This is a genomic window from Halalkalibacter alkalisediminis (assembly GCF_028610705.1).
GTDB lineage: Bacteria > Bacillota > Bacilli > Bacillales > Bacillaceae_D > Halalkalibacter > Halalkalibacter alkalisediminis.
The window spans coordinates 1-23,281 of the sequence record NZ_JAQQWT010000042.1 but is presented as its reverse complement, the minus strand read 5'-3'; the positions used below and the strand labels follow the sequence as shown (position 1 = coordinate 23,281).

The following is a 23,281-nucleotide window of genomic DNA, read 5'->3' as shown; positions in this document are numbered from 1 at the left end:
GAAAAGAACATCTGAATTGAAAGGTGGATTAAGGAACTGTTGAGTGACAATAGAGTTGTTCCATTAAAGGGCCATTTAATTGAGTAAGAGGTTATAAAACCCACTTCTTTTATAAAGTAGCTTGGTACTCCAGAAGACGAAAACATGGATTCACCAATTTATGAAAAGAAGCCGTTCGGAATTTATTCCGAACGGCTTTCATACCCAACTAAGGTTTTTACTTTAAATTTAAGAACTAACTTAATGCTTCAACCAGGCTCTTTCCAAATTCTTTCGCACCATCTGGTCCATCACCTGTAATAATATCATTATGTGCTACGACATGTTGCTCAACATATTCTATGTTATGAGCTTTTAATTCGTTCTTTTGTACGTCTACTGGGTAGCATGTTGCTTTTCGGCCGGTAAGTAAACCTGTTTTAGCTACAGTTATAGCTCCGGCACAAATTCCTGTTACTAGAACATTTTGTTTATGAGCTTGTTTCAAGTAGCTTAGTAATTCTTGATTTTCCCATAGATGATCATTCGTACCAGATCCTCCAATGATAGCAAGAGCATCATAATCAGTCGCTGTAACTTTAGAGAAGATCACTTCAGCGTTTGTTTTACCTTGATAGTCACCAGTAATTTCACCTGTTTTTGTGCTTGCAATGGTTACTTCAACCCCTGCATTTTCCAATGCTTCTTTAGGTTGAAATAATTCATCTTCATTAAATCGTTCTGGTGGTATAATTAATAACACTTTTTTACTCATAAATGTTTGCCTCCTAAAATAGAAAAGAGTTGTATTTAAGACTAATTTCATTCTACCGACGGTTTTCAACATTGTGAAGAATGCACTTTTTTGTGCGGAGGTTACCAAGCGGTTACTATTATAAGAAAAGGAGTTAACTCCCCATGTCAGATACATTAAGAGAAGAAATTAAAGAGAGAATATTAAATCATGATTATCATTGTGAAAAAGAACTTACCTTATCGATTATTAGTGGGAAATGGAAAGTTGTTATTTTGTGGCATTTAGGTGTAGAAGGACCACATCGCTTCAGCGAACTCCAAAGGCTTTTCTCAGGAATATCTCATAAGGTATTAACAAACCAATTACGTGAACTGATAGAAGATGGAATCGTTCATAGAGAAGTATTTCCGGAAATTCCTCCAAAAGTCGAATATTCAATGACTGAGCTTGGGATGACATTGTTACCAATCGTTGAGTTGATGTATGAATGGGGAAAAAAACGAATAGATCAAATTAAACAAGAAAAATAACCAGATCGTGTCCATTAAATAAATTGTCTGTGCTGTTAGCAAAAGTTATATCGAATATAACAAAAAAAGATATTTTGCTGAAAAAACCTCGGATTAATCCGAGGTTTTAATTCTTAATTGTGGTAAAAATGCAGAAAGATACAGAAGAAAAGGTTAGGACTGACATCTGTGAAAAAGTTAGTGCAGCTCCGGCAAGGGCAACCTTCCATACTGTAAATCGTTTAAATGGTAACTTTACTTCCATAAGAGGGTGTTTAACATGATGTTTAGAGTGTTTGACCATTATCGATTGTAAATACTTGGCCTGTAACAGATTCTTGAGTCAGTTGAAAAAGAATAGCCTCTGCAATATCATCAGGAGTAGAAATTCTTTTAAGTGGTAAATTGCCTGTAAGTTGATACATCTTTTCTTCATTACCAGACCACCACCTTGTATCAACTGCACCAGGTGATATACTATTCACTCTAATATAAGGTGCTAATGCGATAGCTAACGACTTTGTCATTGTGTGAATTGCTGACTTTGTTGCTGCATACGGGATAGATGAGCCTATTCCGGTCATTCCTGCCACGCTACCCAAATTAATAATCACACCCGATTGTCGCTTCTTCATATAAGGGACAACAGCTTTTACGCAATGAAACATGCCTTTAACATTTACACTGAGAAGGGCATCCCATACTTTATCTGTTACTGCGTCTAAGTCATCCATAGCTATTTGAGCAGTAATACTTGCATTGTTTACTAAACCATCGATCTTCCCAAATGTTGTAGCAGTTTGGGATATCATATTAATCACTTCGTTTTCTATCGCTACATTCGCTCTATAAGCAAATGCTACTCCTCCTTGCTGTGTAATTTCATTGACGACATCGGTAGCTTCTTTTTCCGATCGGCTATAATTAATAACAACTTTTGAACCAGCAGCTGCTAATTTCAAAGCTGTTGCTCTACCAACACCAGTGCCACCACCAGTTATTATAACGACTTTATCTCTTAATTCCATCTAAATAATCATCCTTACTTCGTTTAATTTATAAGTTCTATTATATTTTTAAGAATTTGAAGAGTATAATACTTAGTAATGAAGAAGGTATCATTTTAAATGATACCAGTGAGAGGAATGTTATTTTTGGAAAGTCATGATTTGTGGATTTTTAAACATGTTGCAGAACTGCAATCCGTATCTAGAGCTGCTGAAAAATTAGGCTATGTACAACCAAATGTCAGTCAGCGAATTAAGAGTTTGGAAGATGAACTAGGTGTAAGATTATTTATGCGTAATAATAGAGGAGTAACATTGACCGAGGAAGGAAACGTTTTATTAGATTATACAAATCAAATTATACAATTAATGGATGAAGCCAAGTCACTAATTAACCCCCAAAAATGGAGAGAATCTTTAAAACTTGGTGCATCCCAAACGATTTCTGCAGTTAAAATTCCTCAGCTATTTTCTTCTTTTTTGAGAGAACATAAAAATATTGATGTAAAAGTAAGAACGCATGATAAGCAAAAGTTACAAGAAATGCTTTCCTATGGAGAACTTGATGGTGTATTTGTAAATGGTGCATATAATTGCTCCCAGTTCGAAATCGTTTATAGTTATTTTGAGAAAATCGTACTCATTTCACCTGAAAATAGTCAATTTGAAAAGCAACATGATCAAACGTTAATTGTTAATAGTGATCCAAATTGTATATATAGAAACAAAACGTTACATTTTTCCAAGGAGAATAAATTTCGAGATCCGGCTATCATGGAGTTTGATTCACTTGAATCTATTTTGCAAGCAGTTCATGATGGACTTGGTATCAGTATAATACCAGCAGACGTTGCAAAAAGTCGAAAAGAAATACAGTTAATTCAATGTAAAGAACTGTCCGAAGCGATCAAGATAGATTTTATAATCAAACAAAGAAAGCAGCAGCCGCAAAGTCTAACAAAATTTATTCGTTTTTTACAATTCGATAATACTTGGAATGGTCTTTATTTTCCATTCGATGAAGCTAGCAACTAATCCGTTATTCCGAAAGGGCGCTTTTCTGAAATAAGGAAAGTGTCTTTCTTCATGAAAAGGGCCATATAATTGAACAACACTTAGCAGTTAATTTGGATATGTATGTTAATATAATTAGAGGTTGTGAAGGGTTTTACAAAATAGTAAAGCACAATAGTTTAATAAGATATTTGAAGTTTAAAAAGGTTTATTCGAAACTTTTAAGATTGAAACCTTAATTACGCCAAAAACGTAATAAAAGTTTGAAAGAGATAAAACAAGGGAGTAAACTAATGGGTTATTTTGAAAGAGTTAAAGAAATTCAACAACTTCAATGGAAGTTATTTATTGACTATTGGTATGTACATATTGGTGTTATTTTAGTGGGATTAGGTATAGTTGTTGTTTGGGTTATGAAGAAATAAATATAGGGCTTTATTTTACTATTAACGGAGACAAGAGTTGAGAAACAAGGGTTGCTGGTGCAGCCTTTTTTCTTTGCTGTTGTTCGGCTAACGGACAGTTTTCTTTAATAAGAACTTTGGATATTTATGTTAAAATTAAGTAGGGTTAATGACTTGGAGGTGATACTCATGAGTGAACAAACAGCTAAAAGACTAAAAATTGCCTTTCATATTTTTATGACTCTATTTGCAATAGGGGTTATTGTTTCTTCTGTCTTAGGATACGAAGAAATGGAAAGAGCAATGATGTACATAATATTAGGTGTAATTATTGGTATGAGTAGTTTATTCCAGATTTTTAGAAATGTAACAAAACAACCTTTAAGGAAATAGTAGCAACTGGATTAGGAGCTATTATTACAAGGACTAAATCATATGATTTTAAATATCTTATTCAAGGAACGGGAGCATGAGTTGAGGCACTGTTGTATTGGCAGTTCCTGCTTAGTTGAAGTAACGATATTTGAAAAGAAATATCTGAGTTTTTTTTGGAGGCAAGTTATGAAAAATCAGAAGTATATTATGTTATTAACTTCAATAAGCATCTTTCTTATTATAATGGTGCAAGATTTACAAAGATGGGGGGAATATTCTGCTTTTAGACAATCGGTTATTGGAACATTAATCGTTTTATGGTTTGTACATTTTGTTATAATGCTAAAGATACTTTATTCAAGAAAAAATATTAGCCATAAGAAAACATAATTTTCTTCAACAAAAGGGCGCTTTAATGGAATAAGGATCACAGAAATGATCAAACATTTTTATAAAAAATAATCTCAATTGAATATATTAAAAGCGTGTTTTGATCAATCTTTCAAAACACGCTTTTTTATTTCAAAGCTACATAAGCCAGCCTCTTTATTTTGCAAACCGAAATTAACTTTTTCTTTGAAATGTTCTACACGTCGCAAATAGTTTACCTCTTTTTTGATTTAAATTTAACACTTTTCAGAGCTTTCTATTTACCTCAATCATCGTCATCGTCAAAAAGGTTTTTAGCTGCAAAACTCATAGCAGCTTCTGAAATTTCTTCTTCCTCTTGGCTGTTATCTACGGTTGCCGCTTCTTCATTTTTGATGATTGGAGTTTCATTTAAAACAGGCTGTTGCATGGGTTCTTGTGGTACAGCTCCATAAAAAATAGGTGCATGTTGCAAGGTTGGAGTAATGGTTTTTGTTAATAAAAAATAAGCTAAACTGCTTAACGTATCTTGAAACTCTTTGCTTTCCAGTGTTTTACGTTGATCTTCTGTTAAAAACTCGGGCATTTTTAAATGAATATAGTTTGATTTTACTTCTTCCTGTTTTCCTTCTAAAAATGTATGTTCCCATATATCTATAATTTTTGAAGTGAAGCCCCGTCCATATTCTTCTTTTAAGTCATTTAATGTATCGAGTACAATTTTGGATGTATCATTAGGAAAGCGAATCGTGAACAGTGATCCGCCTTCATATGGTTTCTTTGTCATACAATCATCACCTTAGACAGAAACTACTTGTAAGTTTTTGTGTTTTACATATAATTGTAGAGCTTTCCAATAAGCCCGAGCAATCATCCAGATCGCTTCTTCATCATCATCTGTTGTATCAATGAACAAGATTGGATATTGCTTCTCTTTATTTAATTCTTCCATATATTCTCTTAGAATCATAGCTCCCCCGCCAATTTGAATCGACTTTTCAACTTCTGGAGCCTTTTCCCAAACACTCTCAATGTGCTTCATTTGAGTTTTAGCTGCGCGTCGTAAAATGGGGTCAATAATATGATGAACAGGAATTCTTTTTCCTTTAACTGATACAGTCTTTCCACTTTTGATAATATCAACTACATGTTTCAAACTTTTTAGTTTGATATGTAATTCTTTGTAGATACTTTCTGAAATTTCTTCTAAGTAAGTAAGAGTACCTTCATCAATGCCCTTGCTAGCTGTATTGTCAATCTCGCCACCAGTAAGGATAACAGCTGTATCAGTTGAAATACCACCAATGTCGTTAATCATGACACATTGATTGTGCAACTCTTCATTTTTACTATGTAGCTTATCATCTGTTGTTAAATCAAGAAATGCAGACACCCCTTCCCCGTTTACTAATACGTCTGCAAATTCTATAATGACTGTTTTTCCTTGTAGTTTTGGAGTTTGCAAGAATGTAATTTTGTGAGTGGAGTTCACTAAACGCTCTTTTAACACTTTTCGTTTCTTTGCCTTTACTTCGTCTAGAGGTAAGCCTGTGCTTAGTAAATAATTAGCTTTAATAACGCTGTTACGCTCGCTAAACTTCTTTGTTGCATCAACTGCTAGAGCTGTAAGTAAAACAAGAAGTGATTGATCGCTTTCAGCTTTAACGGAATGTGTACCCATACGCTCATTATCTACATATCTAGTAGCTAAATTACCGACTACATATGTTCCATTCTTGCTTAATGAAGGTGATTCAACTGTAACGTGCAAACCGTTTAATGTGTTCTTTTCTAATTCGATGATTTCACGTTCTTCATTTTCTTTTGCAATGACATTTGGAATGTGTATTTTTTCTTGTAAACTACCAAAATAGCCTTTTAAACCATCATTTCCAATGTCTACACTAGCAAAACGAGTCATTTTCATTTTATTCCCTCCATAAGAAAAAATTTCTATTTGTTAACATTGTAATATAAAATGTATAACAAGTAAATGAGTTTGTTTTACATTCGTTGATTTCAGTTATACAAATATGGTATAGGTATAAATAAACAAGGTGTTTACATAATGTATAACAAATCGTTTTTATGGAGGTTTAAGAATGGATAAATTTCTGTTGAAGAGTATTTACATAACGAAAGTTATACAAATTAATAAAAAGTGTTATTCAATCTATTTCTACTAGTGCATATTACAGATTTCGTATTAAAATAGGATATTAGAAGGGATTAAAACTAGTAATAACGAAACTATAACGATGTGACATGTATGGACGACGATAAGTGTTGACGAGTGACAAAAATATAACGACGTGACATGCGTGATTGACGATAAATGTTAACAAGTGACAAGCTTATAACGACGTGACGAAAGGTGATAGTGACGAATGGAGAAAGAGTATAGAGATGAAATGAAGTATAAGCGTAGCTACTCATTGGCAGACATAGCAAGAAAGATAGAACGTCCTAGAACGACTGTACAGGCATGGCGTGATCAATTCAAAGCGTATATACCTACTGTGAGCGGTACTAAAGGACGTGCTACTCGTTATGAAGTAGAGGCCTTAACTATCTTCGAGCTTATATCACGGATGAAAGACGATAACGAGCCGCCAGAAATGATAGAGCATGCGCTAAAGCAGAATGTTAATTTTATCGTTGTTGACGAAGACGATGAGCAAGAAGAACTGCCTATGGTGGCGCAAATGTTTGACAGCTTTAAGCAGATGGCAGCAGTATTGGAAGAGCAGAAACGTATTAACGACGAATTGACGAAAGAACTACAAGAGATACGACAACAGCAGGTGCTAGGACAGCAATCTATAGCGCAAGGACAACAGGAACTACAGCAAAAACTATTAGAGCGTATAGACAAACAGCAACAATACATCGACGAAAAGTTGACAGCTCGTGACGAAAAGCTAATGACTACTATGCGTGATTTACAAGAGTCTAAAGATCAATCTACTAGTTTTTGGAAAAAACTTTTTAAATAGAAAAGAGATCGGATCACTGATGATGAAACTTATTATGGCCAACATTATGGAGACCTGTAAGTCTTGGTATATCAGCACGTATAAAAGCCTGTCTGTAAAAAAAATAGCTTATTAAACAAGGATACTTGTTTAATAAGCTATTTTATATTGAGTCGTTTACATATTTCTTTTATTGGAGAGTGCTAATCGGTTTTCTTTCTAACTAATACTTCATATCCCATAGTATCAGCAGCTTCTAGAAAAGCTTTTAAACGAATAGCATCGTTAGCAATTGCAGATCTAAATGTTGTTTCATTATATCCCAAGTTTCTCGCTAAGGCAGCGAAACTGTTCATGCCTGACTCTGAAACCATAGTACGTAGTGTCTTTTTTAATTCTGTTTCACTTAAGTTAATAGTGACGTTATTCATGTATTAACCCTCCCTTTATTTAAAAACAATTATATCACTTATATACATTGACTCAACTAAATATTAGTTGTATTATATTATTAATTATCAAAGTTATCAAAAAATTAAGCTTCAAAAAAACGAATGTTTGCCTTAAGACTAGCAAACATTCCCTTGTAAAAAGAGATTAATAGCGTTAAAATTATTATTAATTAAATAGATCGGACAAAGAAAAAAGCCATTTCCATGATGTTAGGGCGCGCCAACGCTCTAACGGAAATGACTTCGGCCTGTTCACTCACAACAGGTTATTAGATATGTCTATTTTAACGTGTTTTCTATTGTTTATCAATAGGTTTCTTTTGGTAAATTTTCACGTTTTTTCGAGCATATTCTTTTAACCTCTTATTTTTTAACAGGTTGATAGGGTATGCTTTTTTGTTTTTCCTCGAAGTCCAATAACCTTACTGACTTCTAATAACTAAAAAAGATGACAGGGTTGACGTACCCAATGTTAAAAAGTGCGTTCGTTAGGGTTCGTATAGTGTTGCCTGATTACACTGAATCCTGCGTTAGTGGGAAACAACCAATGTTGATGCCCTGGCTGAAATAACAGTCTAAAAGAAGCGTTGGGGGTGGGATGCTGCGCGTTTACGGACGCAGGGTGTTCAGTCAGGTGCTAGTTGATACGAGTTAGCGCGTTTAACGCGTTCGAATAACTAACGGTCTAGATTAGTACAAGCATGGTTGGCATTAGTCCAGCATTAAACCATGAAGAAAGGCTGAACGTAGCGAAAGCTACTAGCTAATCAGGTGATACGGTTGAAAACCTCAGACTGTCCACACTGGGCATGTATCAAGCTTGAACCTGTAGTATCTTCTTTTTTTAAAAGTTGTTGCTACGGGTTCACTGTGTCCAATAGCTTCCTAGAGCTGAACCTTCTAAGCATGTGAAATTCGTAAAAGAAAAGCAAGTATTAAAGCGAAAAAAGATTATAAAGTTAAAGAAATGATTAAGTGATTTAGTTGTCTGGTGGGTGTGGACAAAGCCTCGGCTGGAGGATAGGGTGAAGGCAAGCGGAAGCGCGGCAGTGATAGAAAAATAATAAAAAATACAGTTTAAAAGATAAAACTTTTCACTTTAATTATTGTGGCGATCAATCAATGAATTTTCAACCTGTACATAGATAAATAACTTTAATAAATAGAAAGTAGATCGGGAACATGTTGTATTTTATGAGAGGGGTATATTTCTGGAATTGGAATCGATCCCGATTGGACATAATTGGAATTGGAGAAACTTTTATAGTGTATATTTTGAATTCTGAATTTTTTCAATCTTCAGATTAACTTTGTTTTCCGATGCAGAACGTAAGTTCTTTATTCTTTTTCATCTTTTATTTTTTAAATTTTATATTTCTATTTTTAACAATGATATTTTTATTGTTAGTATAGGAATTTAATCTTTAGGAGACGGAGTAGAATAAGATAGTTATGTAGTGGTTTATTTGTAATCTATACTTTAATTTCACTTGAATAAGAGTTTAAAAACACTCATTTTTAAATTAAAGGTTGTATTACTCATTTTCCCTTTAAAAGAGCGCCCCACCGCCCACTTTTCACTCCGCTATCGCTACGTGAATCTCCTGACCTCACACAAACAACATCATTTTGTGTGAGGTCAGGAGAGCAGTGGGCGGTGGGGCAAGGAAAAATTAGGAAATAGGTACTATTGAGGTTGGAAGATTATGTGTGTTATGGTAATTTTATAGAAATAAATTAAAGTATTATTAAAGTTTAAGGGAGTTAAGTTATTAAAGTTCAAAGGAGGTAGTTAAAGAGAGTAAAAGAGTAAAAAATAAGTTCAAGGGAGTAAAGTTCAAGGGAGGAAGTAATTAGAAGTTCAAGAGAGAAAAAGAAGTAAGTTCAAGAGATTTGATTATTAATATTCAAAATATGAGGAGAGGATATTTAAAGTTATGGGGATGGAATGTAATAGGAGTAAATTAGAAATATAGGGTAGTGTTGAGGTGTGTTGGTTGGGGAGTATTGTAGGTTAATAATAGAAAGTAAGATTGGAAATATAGTTGTATTTATTAAAGTGTGTTTCGTTAGATTTGATTTTATTCTAAACTAGTTAGGAGATGATTAGTTGAGGAGGAGTTTACTATTAGCGCTTTATTAGGAAAGAAAACAGAATTGATTTTGAGGACTATTGATCGTTTTGGTGTGATAACGGCGATCCAGTTATCAGAGTATTTAAAAGGCGAGGTTAGTCATGTTGCCATTTATAATGCAAGACCGAAATTAGTTAAGCTTGGGTTTATTGGTGAAGAAAAAATTGGGCGAAATTTAATTCTTTATATGAAACCTACTGGTGTAGATTTTTTGGGTAGTAAACTGACGTCTTTTACTAAAATCAGTTATGGTTCTTTAAATCATCAGTTAATTATGAATGAATGTATTTTAGCTCTTAAAGTTGTGGCTAAGAAAAAAGATCAGCCTTTTGAATTTATTACGGAGAGGGAATTACGCAGCCGTTATTTGGAACAGAATTTTAGTAAGAGTGATCGAACGAACACAACAAAACTTAAGAGTATTCCTGACCGTATACCTGATTTTGTTGTAGTAGAGAATGATCAAAAAATAGCTCATGAAGTTGAATTGACTCAGAAATCTAGAAAACGCTATGTGCGAAAGTTCAACATGTATACGAATGAAATTTTGAATGGAAAATATGCGAAAGTTCGTTACTTGTGTGATACCGAACATATAAAAAAAGTGGTGACAGAGGTAGCGATTGAAGAACATTTTCGTAGAGATGCTCTTCAATTAGAGTTAATTGAAAGGTTGATGGAGGTTGCAGAAAAATAACGAGAAAGATGTTGGAAAAGAGTTAGGATTCGGAACAGCTCTTTTGGTTTCGATACTATTCATTTTTCCGTTACTTGTATTCTCCATACCGCTTTATATCCTATCTCGAATTTTACACAAACCTAAAATTCATTTGATTTTAGCCATTATGGGTTTAGGTTTATTAATTTTAGGATTTATAAGTAGTCCTGGTGCTTATCTTGGTTTGTATGGCATTCTACCGTTTGATATGGGGTTGTTAGAAGAGTTATATGGTGCTCCATTAGAGTTATCAAGGTCTTCTTATATTATGTACGTTAGTGGGGGATTTGTTGTTTCCTACGGATTGTATTTGTATAGTGAAGTTTTTCGTAAAAAGAAGGTGAGCTCTAAGGAGGATCACCGAGATAAATTTAAAGAATCTTCCCTCTATCAGAAGGTTAAGAAAAATCGAAATAAAATCAATGCCAAGATTCAGGAGAAATGGAGAAAAAAAGGAAAGTTTAATGAAGTATTGTTAGGTATTACGGAAAGTGGAAAGCCATACAGCTTAAAATTTTCTGAAATAAATCAGCATCATTTTGTTGTAGCGACAACTGGTGGAGGTAAAACAATTTATCTTCTTAATTATGTAGAATACGCTTTAGCCAAGAATTACCCGATGATTTTTATTGATGGAAAAGGTTCATTAGAAACAATCGAAGAGGTAAGATCCGTTTGTGATGCGTATGGGAAAAAACTTAAAATATTTAGCGATCAAGAATCCCTCACTTATAACCCTCTTAAATATGGAAATGCCACAGTTATTACCGATAAGTTAAAAGAATTAGTTGAGACAGAAAGTAAATACTACAGTGAAATTTCTACCTCTTTAGTGCAAGCGATTATTCAGTTTATTGACGATTATAATTTTAAGCGAGATCTTCAAACGTTTGCTTATTACTTAGAACCGAAAAATATCCAACAAGTTTTAGTGAATGATGTCATTGAAGTGGAAGTGGAAGAAGAAGTCAAAGAGAAACCAAAAGAACAAGATACATTCGGTGGTTTTTTAGATGATTCGGAAATTGCTTCAACCAGTGAGGAAGCACCAGCTAAAGCTAAAGAGCAACCTAAAAAGGTTGTAAAAGAACTTAGCGAACGATCGAAAAAACATACGGAGAAAATTTTTGGTCGGTATGAAGCTTCAGAAGAAGGCGAAATGTATTTATTTGAAAATGCGGCGTCTGTTAGAACACAGATTCATCTTTTGTTAGATAGTGAATTAGGTCATTTATTTGAAGAGAAAGAGGACGGCTTAGACCTTCTTTCATTGAGTGATCATAAAGAAGCTTTATTCGTCTCCTTTGACGGAACGATTTATGACTCTTATATTAAGAAGATTGCACGTTTCCTCATCCTTGATCTTAATTATTTGGTTTCTCACCGAAACCGAACGAAACAAAAAGATCAACCGCTGCTAGCGATTTATGATGAATTTAGTGTCTATGCAAACGATAAGATTGTCGATACCGTCAATAAATCCAGATCAGCCGGCTTTCATTGTTGTATTGCCACTCAGCTTGTGGCTGATTTAGATGATGTAAGCCCAACTCTTGCAAGACGAATTATTGGAAATACCAATACTTTTGCGATTGGTCATACAAATTTACCTGACGAAATTGAAAATTGGGCAAATGTACTAGGAACGTTTAAAGATAATGATATGACTATTACAACGGAAGCTAAAGGCCCAGTCAATCGAACAGAAATGATGGGCGAAGCGGGAACTGTGCGAAAGGTTAATAAATTTAAGATTAGTCCTGATGAAATACGTGATCTACGCTCGGGGCAATTTTTAATCACGAGAAAAGCTGCAAAGGATGATAATGTTCAACCGGAAATTGTGTATGTCCGACATCCACTTATTGGACTGCAAAAAGGCGGTGAGTCGAATTGAAGAAACTTATAAAAGCTATGAAGGAAAAGAAAGTGAACTCTAACAAGCCATCCAAAGTAAAGCAAGAAAAGAACTCAAACAGACAGGTTGCCTTCTCTAAGAAAAAAACACGCAAGATTGCTAGTTTCCTTGTTTTTGGAGTTATGACCATTTCCCTTCTCTTTAACGTTATTCATTTTAGTAAAGTTCAAACGATTAGGAATATGGTGCAAGCCTCTTATGAGGAAATCGATGAACAGGTTAAAGGGATTGAAGTAGGAAGTCTTATTGATTCTCAAAAGCTAGTTGTTTATACAGATGATTTTGTCCAAGAATATATCAATCTTCCTAAAGGTCAGGAAGAGAGGGAAGAGCGGATCGACAAATTAAGAAGCTATTTTATCGCTGGTTTTGATGTTAGCAATTTAGAAAATACTTCCGAGTTTGTTGGGTCCAGGAGTATTGATAGAATAAGGTTTCTTGATGTTAATAGAACAGACAGTCATGAAGCGAAGGTTCATTACCTTGTGTCATACAAAGTGACTGAAATTGAAGAAATCGAAACAGAAAAAGTAAAAAAAGAAAAGGATGAGGACGGGCAAACAAAGGAAGTCAAAGAGACTGACATTGTAGAAGAAGAGAAAGTTACTGAATATGACGTGGAGCTTATTGTACCAGTGGTGACGGATGGAGAAGGCTTTGCAGTAACCAATCATCCTAGCCTCATTAGTAGCGATATAAAAGCAGATATTCAATATAAGCAGTCACCTTTGGAGGGAGAAGATACGACCGCCAGAGAGCGTGAAGCTCTTACTCCATTCTTGAATGATTTCTTTACTGCTTACGGGTTGTCAGATGAAAAATTGGCGTTTATGGCAGACGTAGACCAAGGTTTAACGAACAAAGTTTATGAAGAGCTAAATATTACCGATTCGGTTCGGAATGACAATGAATACATCCTGCGGGTGCAAGTCACGTTCAGGGATCGTGAAACATCTTTATTATCTGTTTATTCTTATGAATTGCTCATAAGTGAACAAAATAGACGATTCTTCGTTCAAGACATCAATTAAAAAAAGGAGTGTTGTAAAATGAATTTTAATTTTCAAGATGTAACAAGTAATTTAATCTCACAAATCGGCTTTATCATTCTATTGATTATGGTGGTTCGTGCTTTAATTGCCTACACACGAGAGGATTGGGGGCAATTCTTTAGTGGATTAACATTAGGAATCTTTTGTCTTATCGTCGTTTTCTTCGGCCCGCAAATGGAGCAATTAGCAAGAGCGATCGGTAATACAATCTTTAACTAATCAGAAGGAGGGGTTTTCCCTCCGGCTGAGGAGGTGGATCAATGAAAGGTGATAACTTTACGAAAGAATATAAGTACCCAATTAAAATTTATCACATTGGTCAAATCGAATTTGCCAATGGGCTAGAAATAAGAAAGATGATTGTTGCAGGTGTTGTGATTCTTTTAATGGTTCTAATGTTTTTTGTCTTTGGGGTTACATCTCATTCAGGTGCGCTACAGTTTATTTTAGGAAATTGGCTGATTATTTTAGTGTGTGTACCTGCTGTTATAACTTTTGTGGTTTTTAGTATGAAGTATGACTATAAACCTGTTATTCCTTTCATAAAGGACAGAATGACTTTTTACAAGATGAGAAACAAAGCTTTTGAACATTTTGAGGAAGTGCCTTTAGATCAGTTTGAAACCGATCTACAGTTTGAACCATTGGAGCCAGTAAAGAAAAAGGAGGGATAACGAATGGGAGCGGCAAAGAGACAGGTGAATCAATTAGAATTTCCAATTGCATTACGTCATAAAAATATGGCTTTCAATAAAAGTAAGCAAGTATGGGCATTTTACCGTTTGAAGTCTCAATCTCTTCGTTTAAATAGTGAAAGTGAATTTAAACAATACGTTGATAGTACCGTTGATTTTCTTTCAAATGAAGAATATCAATATCATTTACTCATTGTGCCGAAGCGTTTTGATTTTGTGAAATTCACCGATGTAATAAAGCAAGATATAGTACGTGGAGAATTTTCGGATATAGGAGAGAAGTATTTTACCAGAGCTTCTGAGATTTTGAATGATGAAGTGTTTTTACATGAGTATGATGTCTATGTTTCTGTACAAATTAACAAATCTGATCAAGTTGTAATGACAGATGTTGCAGACTTATTTAAAAAATTTATGAAGCGATTACAAGAAGATATTGTAAAGGTCATGAATGTAGACATTGATGTTGAAGATGATTATGAGTTATATGAAAAGCAAGAACAATTATTTATGGATAAGGTTTCTTATGCAAAAGAGTTAGATCGGGTTGAAGGAGAAGAACTAGACAGGTTGATTTATTACATGTTCCACCGTACAAGTGACGGTTTTGAAATTCCGGATGGAGAATATAACCTAACGGAAGGTATTGTACGAAATACTCATGGTTATATGACGATTAGCCATGGAGAATACACCGAGTATCTTTGTTTCCTCCCTTTTCAAGAAATGCCTGTTACTATTGAAGGCTTTCGTTTCATTCAAAGCATCTACGAGCAGTTAGATTTCCCCTTAGAAATGCAGATTCGCTATGACTTCAAGCAAAATGAACAGAATGTTCGAGAAGTACGAAAACTGAAGAGACGATTTAAGAACTTTGATGAAGAGATTGCTTCTACTCGTACAGCTGATGAAGATGTCGTGGTGGAAATGGCATCGGAGCGATTAGAAAATTTATTGGATGATGTAAAAGAGAATAGCAGAAAGATTTTGTTTATGACATTTACTCTTGTTGTCTCTGATCGTTCAAAAGAACGAATGGAAGCGAAAATAGAATCCCTAAAAAAAATTTTTAAGAATACAGGATTTAAACTTGTTCGACCAGCTGTTGATCAGTTAACTTTATTTACTCAATCAATGCCTGCATCCGATTTAACCTATCGTTATTTTGAGCAGGTGGTTGATGAAACGTACTTAGCACAGTCTGGGATGGAGTTAACAAATAAAGTCGGTAACAGGTACGGGATGTACTTAGGGAAGGTTGTCACGGGGAAAATACTTGTCGATGTACAGCAAGCAAGGGAAATCAATAACAATGTCGTCATCTTTAACCCATTGCTAACAAAAAAGGCTATAAAAGGAGCTGTGCATACCAACGGAAATATTTTAATCACTGGACCACCTGGAAGTGGTAAGTCAATGCTCGTAAAAAACTTCTTTACGTGGTCAACCTTCTTTGGAACAAAAGTTCTTTACATTGACCCGAAAAACGAGTTTCAACGTAACTATAAGTCTTCTTTAGAAAAAAACGGAGATATCCCAGAGTTTAGAGAATTATATGAGCGAATTAATTTCATTCATTTGTCAGAGGAAAAAGAGTTTCACGGTGCATTAGACCCTCTTGTCTTTCTAGAAGGGGATAAGGCAATCCAAACAGCCACTATGATTTTTAATACGTTAGCTGGAAGTATCAGCGGTCGTGATGAGAGTGTATCTATCTTTGATGCAGTTATTGATGAAGTGAATCAGGAAAAGAAACCGACTATGTCAGGCGCATTAGAACGATTGAAAAAAAGCAGTCCGACTTTGGCCAAAGACATTAGCCGTTATAAATACGGATTAGGACGAATGCTCTTTGGCGATAAGAGCAGTAAGGGATTGAACTTCACAAAACAAGTTAATGTACTAGGGATGCAAGGGTTAAGCCTTCCAGAGACAGTGGATATGACTGATGAACAAAGAATTGGGCTTTGCTTGATGATGTCTATCTCCAAATACGTTAATACTTTTAGTCGAAACCCTGATGAAGAAGCAATGATTATCTTTGATGAAGCATGGACATTGACGAAATCTAAAAATGGTGAATCCCTTATCAATGAAATGCTCCGTACAGGTCGCTCACTTCGTACAGATATTGTACTAGTAACACAAGCCTACAATGATGTAAATACAGATGAGATCAAGGAACAGATTGGCGTAAAGTTTGCTTTCAGACCGCAAACAGAGGATGCTATTACACCAATCCTTCAGTTCTTTGACCTAGAAGTGAACGAGGAAAATATTAAAGTGTTAAAAAACTTAAAGTCTGGTATGTGTCTTTTCCAAGATTATTTAAGACGTACACAAGCCATCGCACATGATGTTCTTTTTGAAGAATGGTTCGAGGCGTTTAAGACAACAGATAAAGATTCGGAAGATGTTCAGCTAGAAGAGAGCAGATCCTAACAGGAGGTACAAGTATGAAACGATTAGCGGTAAGCATATTCATTCTTGGTGTAACGCTAACAGCATGTGGAGGGAACGGAAGCCCTTTAGGTTTAGATGCAGAAAGAATTCAAGAGGGAGTTACTGAAAGAGCAATGAACATTGCAGCTGTAAAAAATGGCGATTATGAGGAAGAAGATATTGAGGTCGTACGAATTTGTGCGGCAGTACCGAGAGATAAAGAAGCGTTTGGTCATCAAGGAGATTATGTAGTTTTTTGGCAAACAACAGATGGGCAAATTCAACATCACAATCGACTGAATGAAGCAGATTATGTAGTAGAGTATGGGGCTAATTCTTACGAGGAGTTTGAAGAAATAGGTTGTTATGACTACTAGAGGGGGACGTTATGAAAAATGTTATTACATTCCTTTTCGTATTCCTGACTTTGACTTTCATTTCTCCCTTTCCAGTAGCTTATGGTGAAATGCCTGCGGGAGAGGAACGGGATTCTCAAAAATATGATGAATCATCATATGAGCTAATGAGTTATTCAGATGAAAGCTGGTATCAATTTGGAGAAAGTACCACGAATTCGATTGCTTCTTCGCTAAAAGAGTTTATGTGGATGGTCAATCTTATTACAGCACAAGTTGTATTGATGATTGTCTACCAAATGTTTAGTTTAGATATTGTAGAGGTAACCATTGAAGCGGTTAGAGGAATTAGTTCCTCTATTGCAGGTGGATTACTTTCCACCTTTGGAACATTCGCATTGGCTATCTTCTCGATTGGTATTATTGTTAAGGCGTATATTCAGCAAAACTGGCAGGCGTTTGTAAAACTTGTTTCGCTTGTGATCATCAGTTTAGCCCTTCTGTTCTCCATATCTTCAGAGCGGTTTGATTACGTTAGTTTTGCAAATACCCTTTCCATTGAAATCGAAAACATGATCATGAATGTGAATCCATCCCTTACGGGTGAAAGTGACTTTGACCCTACTAATATGAGTAGTACGGCTGTCGCTTTAGAAAATAAAGTGTTTGATGCGTTAATTTATAAGCCTTATCTTCTTCTTCAGTACGGTACAACTGATGAGTCGGTTATTTTAGCAGAAGACCCTGAAAGGATAACGGCTTATTTAGAAGCTGACCCTCGAACAGAAGAAGGGGTAAATGAACGAAAGGAAATTGCTGAACTAGAGTATGTAGAGTATGAGAATTATAATATCTTTGCCGGAGCAGGATTTAAACAAACGGGTTATATTCTTGTTATGTTCTTATCAACCATTGTACAAGGAGTTGTCTATTTCTTTATTTCCTTACTGCGGATTATGCTACAGTTCGGGTTTATAGTGATGTTGCTATTAGCCCCATTTGCTATCTTTCTATCAATCTTCCCTTCCTTTGAAACGGTGGTTGGTAGATACGCTCGAACATTGGGATTATTAGTTTTGTTTAAAGCGATCACCATGTTTTTTATTCTCGTATCTGTTAGCTTTATCTCTATTGGATACGACATGACTAATACAACAGATGATCTCTACTATCGTATTTTTATGCAGATTATTATGAGTGTCGCTATTATCTTTTTATATGCGAAACGTCAAGCTGTCATGAACATGATTGAAGGTGCAAGTTTAAATGTTGATGATATGGGCGGTGGCGCACTTCCGAGATTAGGAGGGAGAGAAAAGATACACAGAGGATTAAGGAAGATTGGTCATAAAACGGCTAATAAAGGAAAAGCGCTAGGAGAAAAGATCAGACGTGGATCAGGAGCTTCAACAGGTGCTATTAAGAAGGCTGGAACAAATTTAGGTGAAAAATCAAAAAATGTTACTTCTATGACTGGTCGTAAAATCAAAAATGCAAATGAACGTGTAAAAACGGCATCAGGTCGTTTTGCAGAGTACCAGCGTGGAGAATCATCGGAAGGAAATATCTATGAAGGAAATTCAGGAGAACGAGCAGCTGCTAAAGAAATCGCAGCTACCACCGAGCGTCAATCAAATTCTCGAATCAGCAAGGAGAAACAATCAACAACAACTCACCTAAGAGGAGAATCCCCTTCAAGTGAACATGATACCTCAGTATCGCAATCACAACAGCAGGTGACTAAAGGACAAAAGACAAACCTTACATCTGCTAGTCCAAAAAGAAAAGCTTCTTCTAGAACGGCTAGTACTCTAGAAAAGAATAATCAGTCTACTAAGGAAAAAGCTACTTCTACCAATGGAAGTACATCGAGAAAAGCATCAGTAGGTAAATCTCAAAGTCTAAATACCTCTAAGACTAATCAAGTAAAACAAAAAACACACCAAACAGAACAACGCCAAGCATCACCACAACGAGAAGTGAAAACTAAAGAAGTGAAACCAAAAGAAGAACGGAATGGTAGGTTAGGTCAGGCTTCACGCTTGAATCAACGAGTAGAGTAAGGAGGAGATTCTTTTGTTGAAACAAGCTGTAGAACTCAAAGCTAAGGCTACAGCCTTAGCTTTGTTTCTCAAATATGGACTTCCTGTACTACTAGCCATAGGAGCCTTATTTACTCTCATATTTCACTTAATGTTCATTGCAGATTCCCTGTTCAACTCTAAACAGCATCCAAGCAGTATCGGTGGAGGAACTGTCATTGGTGTAAGTGCTGAGGTGCTCCAATATCAGGGGTTAGTAGAGAGTTTAGCAGCGGAGTACGGTATACCTGAGTACAGCGGAATTATTCTTGCTATGATGATGCAGGAAAGCGGCGGAAGAGGAAATGATCCAATGCAGTCTTCAGAGAGTTTATGTGGCTCTATTGGCTGTATCCAAACGTCGGAGGAATCTATTGAGCAAGGCGTTAAATACTTTGCACAAACGTTGGAACGTGCCGATGGCGATGTACGTCTTGCTGTTCAAAGTTACAACTTTGGTGTCGGCTTTATCCCTTATGCGATGGAGCGAGGGGGTTACAGTAAAGAAGTAGCGATTGATTTTTCAAGAGAGTGGTACCAAAGAGTTAAACATACTGGTAACTATTCGTGTATTCGTCCTGAATCAGCAGCAACAGGGGCTTGCTATGGAGATATTGGCTATGTAGATGCTGTTTTCTCTTACTACAATTATGAACAAGGAACGGTAGTTACTGGCGGTGGCTCTTTTATTTCCCCGATAGGAGGTATGCGAATAACTTCTGATTTTGGAATGAGAACGCATCCGATCACTGGTGAACAGAGAATGCACAACGGAATTGATTTTGGTTGCATTAACTATGTGACCCCTATTAACGCAGTGACGGACGGACAAGTCGTGTTTTCGGGAGTGCAAGGCGGTTATGGGAATATTGTTATTCTCCAACATGCACCTGATCTATTTACTGCTTATGCTCATAATAGCTCAAATACGGTCAGAACAGGTGACCATGTGAGAGCTGGTCAACAAATTGCTGTTTGTGGTTCTACGGGAGCAAGTACGGGCCCACATTTGCACCTAGAATTTCGTACACAGCAAAACGGTGGTCACCAAGATCCAAAATCATATTTAGGGCTTTAAGGGGGTAAGAATTTGAAACAAGATTTTCTCTTAAAAACAGTTATTCTTTTAATCGGAATAGCTGTCATTGTAGGTGCTTTTGTTGGCTTCCGTGTTTATGATGAGGCTCAGTCAGAAATTGACTCGTTACAAGCAACGATTGAGCAACAGGAGAATCAAATAAGCCTTCTAGAATTGTCTAATCAAGGGTTAGACGAAGAATATCAAGATAACGAAGCAAATAATATTTCCGAAACTGTAAGAGCTTTTATCAATGCTCTCTACGATGTACGAGATGGTAAGGGAGAAGCGAGACGTACAGAAGCAGAACTAGTGGTCACCCAAGAGATGTTAGAGGAATATTTCCCCGAAACAGAGCAAGAAGTGGCATTGTCTATGGAGTACCGAGTAAAGAAAGTAAATGTTTATCCTTCCGTTGAACAAAAGAGTGTTTTTGTGGTTATGGAAGGTTCAACTGTTAATCTTAATAACGGTCAACGAGAAGATAATCGAATTACATTGCAAGTCTTTCTGCAAAAAGAAGGAGAGAAATGGATAGTTAATAAATTCCAACAAATCCACGCGGAGCCTTTATAAAGGAGGAAAATATCATGAATGCTGGATTGGAAATATAGCTTTTTTCTTCAATCATTCAGCGCCTAGCATCACGAAAAAATATATTGGCATCACGCAAGACGAAATTGATGAAAGTTTAGATGATTTTAGTCTATGAAAAAGTATTAAACATTAGGAGGAACAAGATGTATCTCGTAGAAAGGTTAAATGAGCATATCAGCTTGTTTGATGATTTTCTAAATAATTTGGTACAGAAAGAAGCAATCGATATAGAAGATTTAAGAAAAGGAGAGGAGTTAAACCAAGCAGTAATTGCAGAACTAATACAATTAGAAAGTTATATACCTTTGATTACTCAAGTATTCGAACTAAAGGCGAGCGATCGAATTCAAATAGAAATGATGTTAGAAAAATTAGAATCTCAGCGAGAAAAATTTCGAGAGCTCTTAAAGGGAGAGCTGTAATGGACTTTTTATTTTGGGTAAACAGTATTTTTGCTATCATCATGATAATCGTACTTTGGAGAATCATTCGATTTGTCCTGCTCTTGATGCTCCGGCATTGGATAATGTTAATTGGAATCTACATTATGTTTCAATCTGTTAAGATGATTTGGAACGGTTATCGGATTTTTTAAAAAGGATGAAAAAATCCGATAACCGTAATCAAAAATTAGAAAATCTATTATAAAGAATCACTAAGGAGGAAACCCATGCCTCATAAAATTATTTTGACAGGAAAAGCTACAAGTTCCCTTAGATGTGAAGGACAAATTTATTCGTTTGATATGCGTGAATCGGGTTCGTCGAGTGCCCCTAAGGGGCTACCTGTTAGTACGGATATTAGCTACACCGTGTTTGCTAATAAAAAACAGTTACAAAAAGCGAATATCACGGACGAAACGATCAAAACGGAGCAACTACTTGTACAAGGTGAACCAACTCTAGATATTTCAGTCGATCGATGCCCTGGTGAAATTGCAGTTATTGCTTTTCAGCTACAAATTATAGATAAAAAGCAAAAGAAAGATCTAAAAGCTCCAAAAGAGCAAAAGGAAGAAAAGAAGGTAATTCAAGCACCTAAAGGAACAAGTGACTTTTTATATTTAGAAGAGATTGTTATCCCTGATAAGTTCTTGAATGCGTATCCGCGCAAAGAAAAGCTCGATGAAAAAATGAAGTACCTCGAAGAGAATGGGACGATTGATCAGCCTCTTCTTGTTCATTCGGAAACCAAATTGCTACAAGATGGCTATTCGCGGTATATCGCTGCTAAAGAAATGAAAGAAAAAAAGGTACCTGTTCGGTACGTGGAGCAAAAAGTTTTTCAGTAGATGAATGGAGGGGTGCTTCCCCTCTACTAAGCCATTTTCACATCCAAAAATCATCATTATCCACATTATAGCCGTTATTCCGTAATGATTTAATAATCTTTGAGGCATTCTTCATAGATGGTCTATTCTCGTCTGATTTCGTCAGTCTGGAGATTGTATTGCGACTCACGCCACTTTCTTTAGCTATTTCCTCTTGCATGATCCTATTTTTATCAAGAAACTTCCCAAATTTAGATCTTTTCTTACCTAATCCAAACATAATAATGCTACCTCCTATTACTGTTACTCTTTAGTAAACACTATTGACTTCTCTCTTGCTTTTTATTCATACAGATTTGTATTTCTTTTAAAGAAAGTGGAAATTCTTTCGCAGAAAGTAGGAATAGTGGACAAGCGGTATCAAATATCCTCTATCAAGGACGTAAGAGAGCGTCCCGTCAATAAAATGGAATGGTGATGCTAGTTGTATCAATGTGAGTCAATACACGTCAATATGACGTCAGGAGGGGTTTATATGTATAGACCTACGGTGAGATATGAGGATGTGTACAAAGAGTATGTGGAGAATGTTTTTCATGCTACCCATCTAGATCGTAGTCAAATTATAAGAGCAGCTTTATTTATTGCTGGGCACACAGAACAGTTTTCTAGAATAATAGAACCTTATATAAGAAGGGGAATGTCTTTGCCGTCTCCGTTATGGAACGAAGAGGATGAAGAACTTTGGTTAAACCAAAAAGTAGTTGAACCTATGGAAGTTCGACAAGTGACTAAGGAAATTCAAAAGAAACCTGTTAGAGTCGAAAAAAGAAGAGTAGAGGAACAACCACTAGCAAGTCCAAAAGTGTTTAGTCCCGGTGGTGGGGTGTCCATTACGTTTGGAGGTAGTCATAGGTGACGTCCCTCTTCTCTATCTAGGAAAATTCTTACCAAGTTACCTAGATACCGAGTTACCCAAGGCTAAGGGAGGGAATTTATAAAAAATGAGGGTGGGGAGTAAGGTGCGGTTAAATCCTATGTTAAACAAACAAAAGAAAGACGTCTCTAGGAGAACTCGTTCTGATAAAAAACGTGATA

24 protein-coding genes and 1 pseudogene are annotated in these 23,281 nt (G+C 35.8%); 19 read left to right on the top strand and 6 right to left on the bottom strand.

Going from position 1 to position 23,281, the window contains the following annotated elements:
* Nucleotides 1-235: 235 nt before the first annotated feature.
* A complete protein-coding gene (locus tag PQ474_RS23245; protein WP_273847967.1) occupies nt 236-754 on the bottom strand; it encodes a DJ-1/PfpI family protein in 519 nt (172 codons plus the stop codon).
* Nucleotides 755-897: 143 nt separating this feature from the next.
* Between PQ474_RS23245 and PQ474_RS23240 the strand changes: the two genes are divergently transcribed.
* Entirely contained in the window at nt 898-1,266 is a 369-nt protein-coding gene (locus tag PQ474_RS23240; RefSeq protein WP_273847966.1) for a winged helix-turn-helix transcriptional regulator, read from the top strand.
* Nucleotides 1,267-1,532: 266 nt separating this feature from the next.
* Here PQ474_RS23240 and PQ474_RS23235 read toward each other — a convergent pair whose 3' ends face one another.
* The gene (locus PQ474_RS23235; RefSeq protein ID WP_273847965.1) at nt 1,533-2,273 is read right to left on the bottom strand and encodes an SDR family NAD(P)-dependent oxidoreductase; all 741 of its coding nucleotides are present in this window, start codon (nt 2,271-2,273) and stop codon (nt 1,533-1,535) included.
* Between the two features lie 126 nt (nt 2,274-2,399).
* On the opposite strand from PQ474_RS23235, the gene PQ474_RS23230 reads away from it, so the two are divergent.
* The 3 genes from PQ474_RS23230 to PQ474_RS23220 all read left to right on the top strand — a co-directional run bounded on the left by PQ474_RS23230 (nt 2,400) and on the right by PQ474_RS23220 (nt 4,063).
* A complete protein-coding gene (locus PQ474_RS23230; RefSeq protein WP_273847964.1) occupies nt 2,400-3,287 on the top strand; it encodes a LysR family transcriptional regulator in 888 nt (295 codons plus the stop codon).
* 272 nt (nt 3,288-3,559) lie between these two features.
* A complete protein-coding gene (locus tag PQ474_RS23225; RefSeq protein WP_273847963.1) occupies nt 3,560-3,691 on the top strand; it encodes a hypothetical protein in 132 nt (43 codons plus the stop codon).
* 168 nt (nt 3,692-3,859) lie between these two features.
* A complete protein-coding gene (locus PQ474_RS23220) occupies nt 3,860-4,063 on the top strand; it encodes a hypothetical protein (RefSeq protein ID WP_273847962.1) in 204 nt (67 codons plus the stop codon).
* Nucleotides 4,064-4,700: 637 nt separating this feature from the next.
* Here the strand turns inward: PQ474_RS23220 and PQ474_RS23215 are convergent.
* Complete coding sequence (locus tag PQ474_RS23215) at nt 4,701-5,201, bottom strand: hypothetical protein (protein WP_273847960.1); 501 nt, start codon at nt 5,199-5,201, stop codon at nt 4,701-4,703.
* A gap of 12 nt (nt 5,202-5,213) precedes the next feature.
* Nucleotides 5,214-6,341 carry a ParM/StbA family protein gene (locus tag PQ474_RS23210; RefSeq protein WP_273847959.1) on the bottom strand — a complete coding sequence of 376 codons (1,128 nt, stop codon included), beginning with the start codon at nt 6,339-6,341 and terminating at the stop codon, nt 5,214-5,216.
* Between the two features lie 460 nt (nt 6,342-6,801).
* On the opposite strand from PQ474_RS23210, the gene PQ474_RS23205 reads away from it, so the two are divergent.
* The gene (locus tag PQ474_RS23205; RefSeq protein WP_273847957.1) at nt 6,802-7,410 is read left to right on the top strand and encodes a MerR family transcriptional regulator; all 609 of its coding nucleotides are present in this window, start codon (nt 6,802-6,804) and stop codon (nt 7,408-7,410) included.
* Between the two features lie 182 nt (nt 7,411-7,592).
* Here the strand turns inward: PQ474_RS23205 and PQ474_RS23200 are convergent, their stop codons facing one another.
* Nucleotides 7,593-7,820: a hypothetical protein gene (locus tag PQ474_RS23200; protein ID WP_273847956.1), complete on the bottom strand. Its 228-nt coding sequence runs from the start codon at nt 7,818-7,820 to the stop codon at nt 7,593-7,595.
* Between the two features lie 2,178 nt (nt 7,821-9,998).
* Here PQ474_RS23200 and PQ474_RS23195 point away from each other — a divergent pair.
* From PQ474_RS23195 to PQ474_RS23140, 13 genes and pseudogenes are all read left to right on the top strand, one after another.
* Complete coding sequence (locus PQ474_RS23195) at nt 9,999-10,673, top strand: hypothetical protein (protein WP_273847955.1); 675 nt, start codon at nt 9,999-10,001, stop codon at nt 10,671-10,673.
* On the top strand, nt 10,660-12,591 hold the full coding sequence (locus tag PQ474_RS23190) for a type IV secretory system conjugative DNA transfer family protein (RefSeq protein ID WP_273847954.1): 1,932 nt from the start codon (nt 10,660-10,662) through the stop codon (nt 12,589-12,591). The genes PQ474_RS23195 and PQ474_RS23190 overlap by 14 nt, the downstream gene beginning before the upstream one ends.
* Entirely contained in the window at nt 12,588-13,643 is a 1,056-nt protein-coding gene (locus tag PQ474_RS23185; protein WP_273847953.1) for a conjugal transfer protein, read from the top strand. Before PQ474_RS23190 ends, PQ474_RS23185 begins: the two co-directional genes overlap by 4 nt.
* Nucleotides 13,644-13,661: 18 nt before the next feature.
* A complete protein-coding gene (locus PQ474_RS23180) occupies nt 13,662-13,883 on the top strand; it encodes a hypothetical protein (protein WP_273847952.1) in 222 nt (73 codons plus the stop codon).
* A gap of 41 nt (nt 13,884-13,924) precedes the next feature.
* On the top strand, nt 13,925-14,338 hold the full coding sequence (locus tag PQ474_RS23175; RefSeq protein ID WP_273847951.1) for a conjugal transfer protein: 414 nt from the start codon (nt 13,925-13,927) through the stop codon (nt 14,336-14,338).
* A 3-nt stretch (nt 14,339-14,341) separates the two neighbouring features.
* Nucleotides 14,342-16,801 (top strand): ATP-binding protein, encoded by a 2,460-nt coding sequence (locus tag PQ474_RS23170; RefSeq protein WP_273847950.1) that lies wholly within the window; start codon nt 14,342-14,344, stop codon nt 16,799-16,801.
* Nucleotides 16,802-16,815: 14 nt separating this feature from the next.
* Nucleotides 16,816-17,178 (top strand): hypothetical protein, encoded by a 363-nt coding sequence (locus tag PQ474_RS23165; protein ID WP_273847949.1) that lies wholly within the window; start codon nt 16,816-16,818, stop codon nt 17,176-17,178.
* Between the two features lie 11 nt (nt 17,179-17,189).
* Nucleotides 17,190-19,220: a CD3337/EF1877 family mobilome membrane protein gene (locus PQ474_RS23160; RefSeq protein WP_273847948.1), complete on the top strand. Its 2,031-nt coding sequence runs from the start codon at nt 17,190-17,192 to the stop codon at nt 19,218-19,220.
* A 13-nt stretch (nt 19,221-19,233) separates the two neighbouring features.
* Nucleotides 19,234-20,316, top strand: coding sequence for a lysozyme family protein (locus PQ474_RS23155; RefSeq protein WP_273847947.1), 1,083 nt, complete (start codon nt 19,234-19,236; stop codon nt 20,314-20,316).
* 12 nt (nt 20,317-20,328) lie between these two features.
* Nucleotides 20,329-20,892 carry a MerR type regulator gene (locus tag PQ474_RS23150; RefSeq protein WP_273847946.1) on the top strand — a complete coding sequence of 188 codons (564 nt, stop codon included), beginning with the start codon at nt 20,329-20,331 and terminating at the stop codon, nt 20,890-20,892.
* A gap of 46 nt (nt 20,893-20,938) precedes the next feature.
* Nucleotides 20,939-21,028 (top strand): annotated as a pseudogene (locus PQ474_RS26470) (site-specific integrase); the annotation flags it as partial.
* Nucleotides 21,029-21,056: 28 nt separating this feature from the next.
* Nucleotides 21,057-21,335 (top strand): hypothetical protein, encoded by a 279-nt coding sequence (locus PQ474_RS23145; RefSeq protein ID WP_273847945.1) that lies wholly within the window; start codon nt 21,057-21,059, stop codon nt 21,333-21,335.
* 248 nt (nt 21,336-21,583) lie between these two features.
* Entirely contained in the window at nt 21,584-22,204 is a 621-nt protein-coding gene (locus PQ474_RS23140) for a plasmid stabilization protein (protein WP_273847944.1), read from the top strand.
* Between the two features lie 37 nt (nt 22,205-22,241).
* Here the strand turns inward: PQ474_RS23140 and PQ474_RS23135 are convergent, their stop codons facing one another.
* On the bottom strand, nt 22,242-22,463 hold the full coding sequence (locus PQ474_RS23135; RefSeq protein ID WP_273847943.1) for a helix-turn-helix domain-containing protein: 222 nt from the start codon (nt 22,461-22,463) through the stop codon (nt 22,242-22,244).
* 255 nt (nt 22,464-22,718) lie between these two features.
* Between PQ474_RS23135 and PQ474_RS23130 the strand changes: the two genes are divergently transcribed.
* Entirely contained in the window at nt 22,719-23,102 is a 384-nt protein-coding gene (locus tag PQ474_RS23130) for a hypothetical protein (protein ID WP_273847942.1), read from the top strand.
* Nucleotides 23,103-23,281 lie beyond the last annotated feature (179 nt).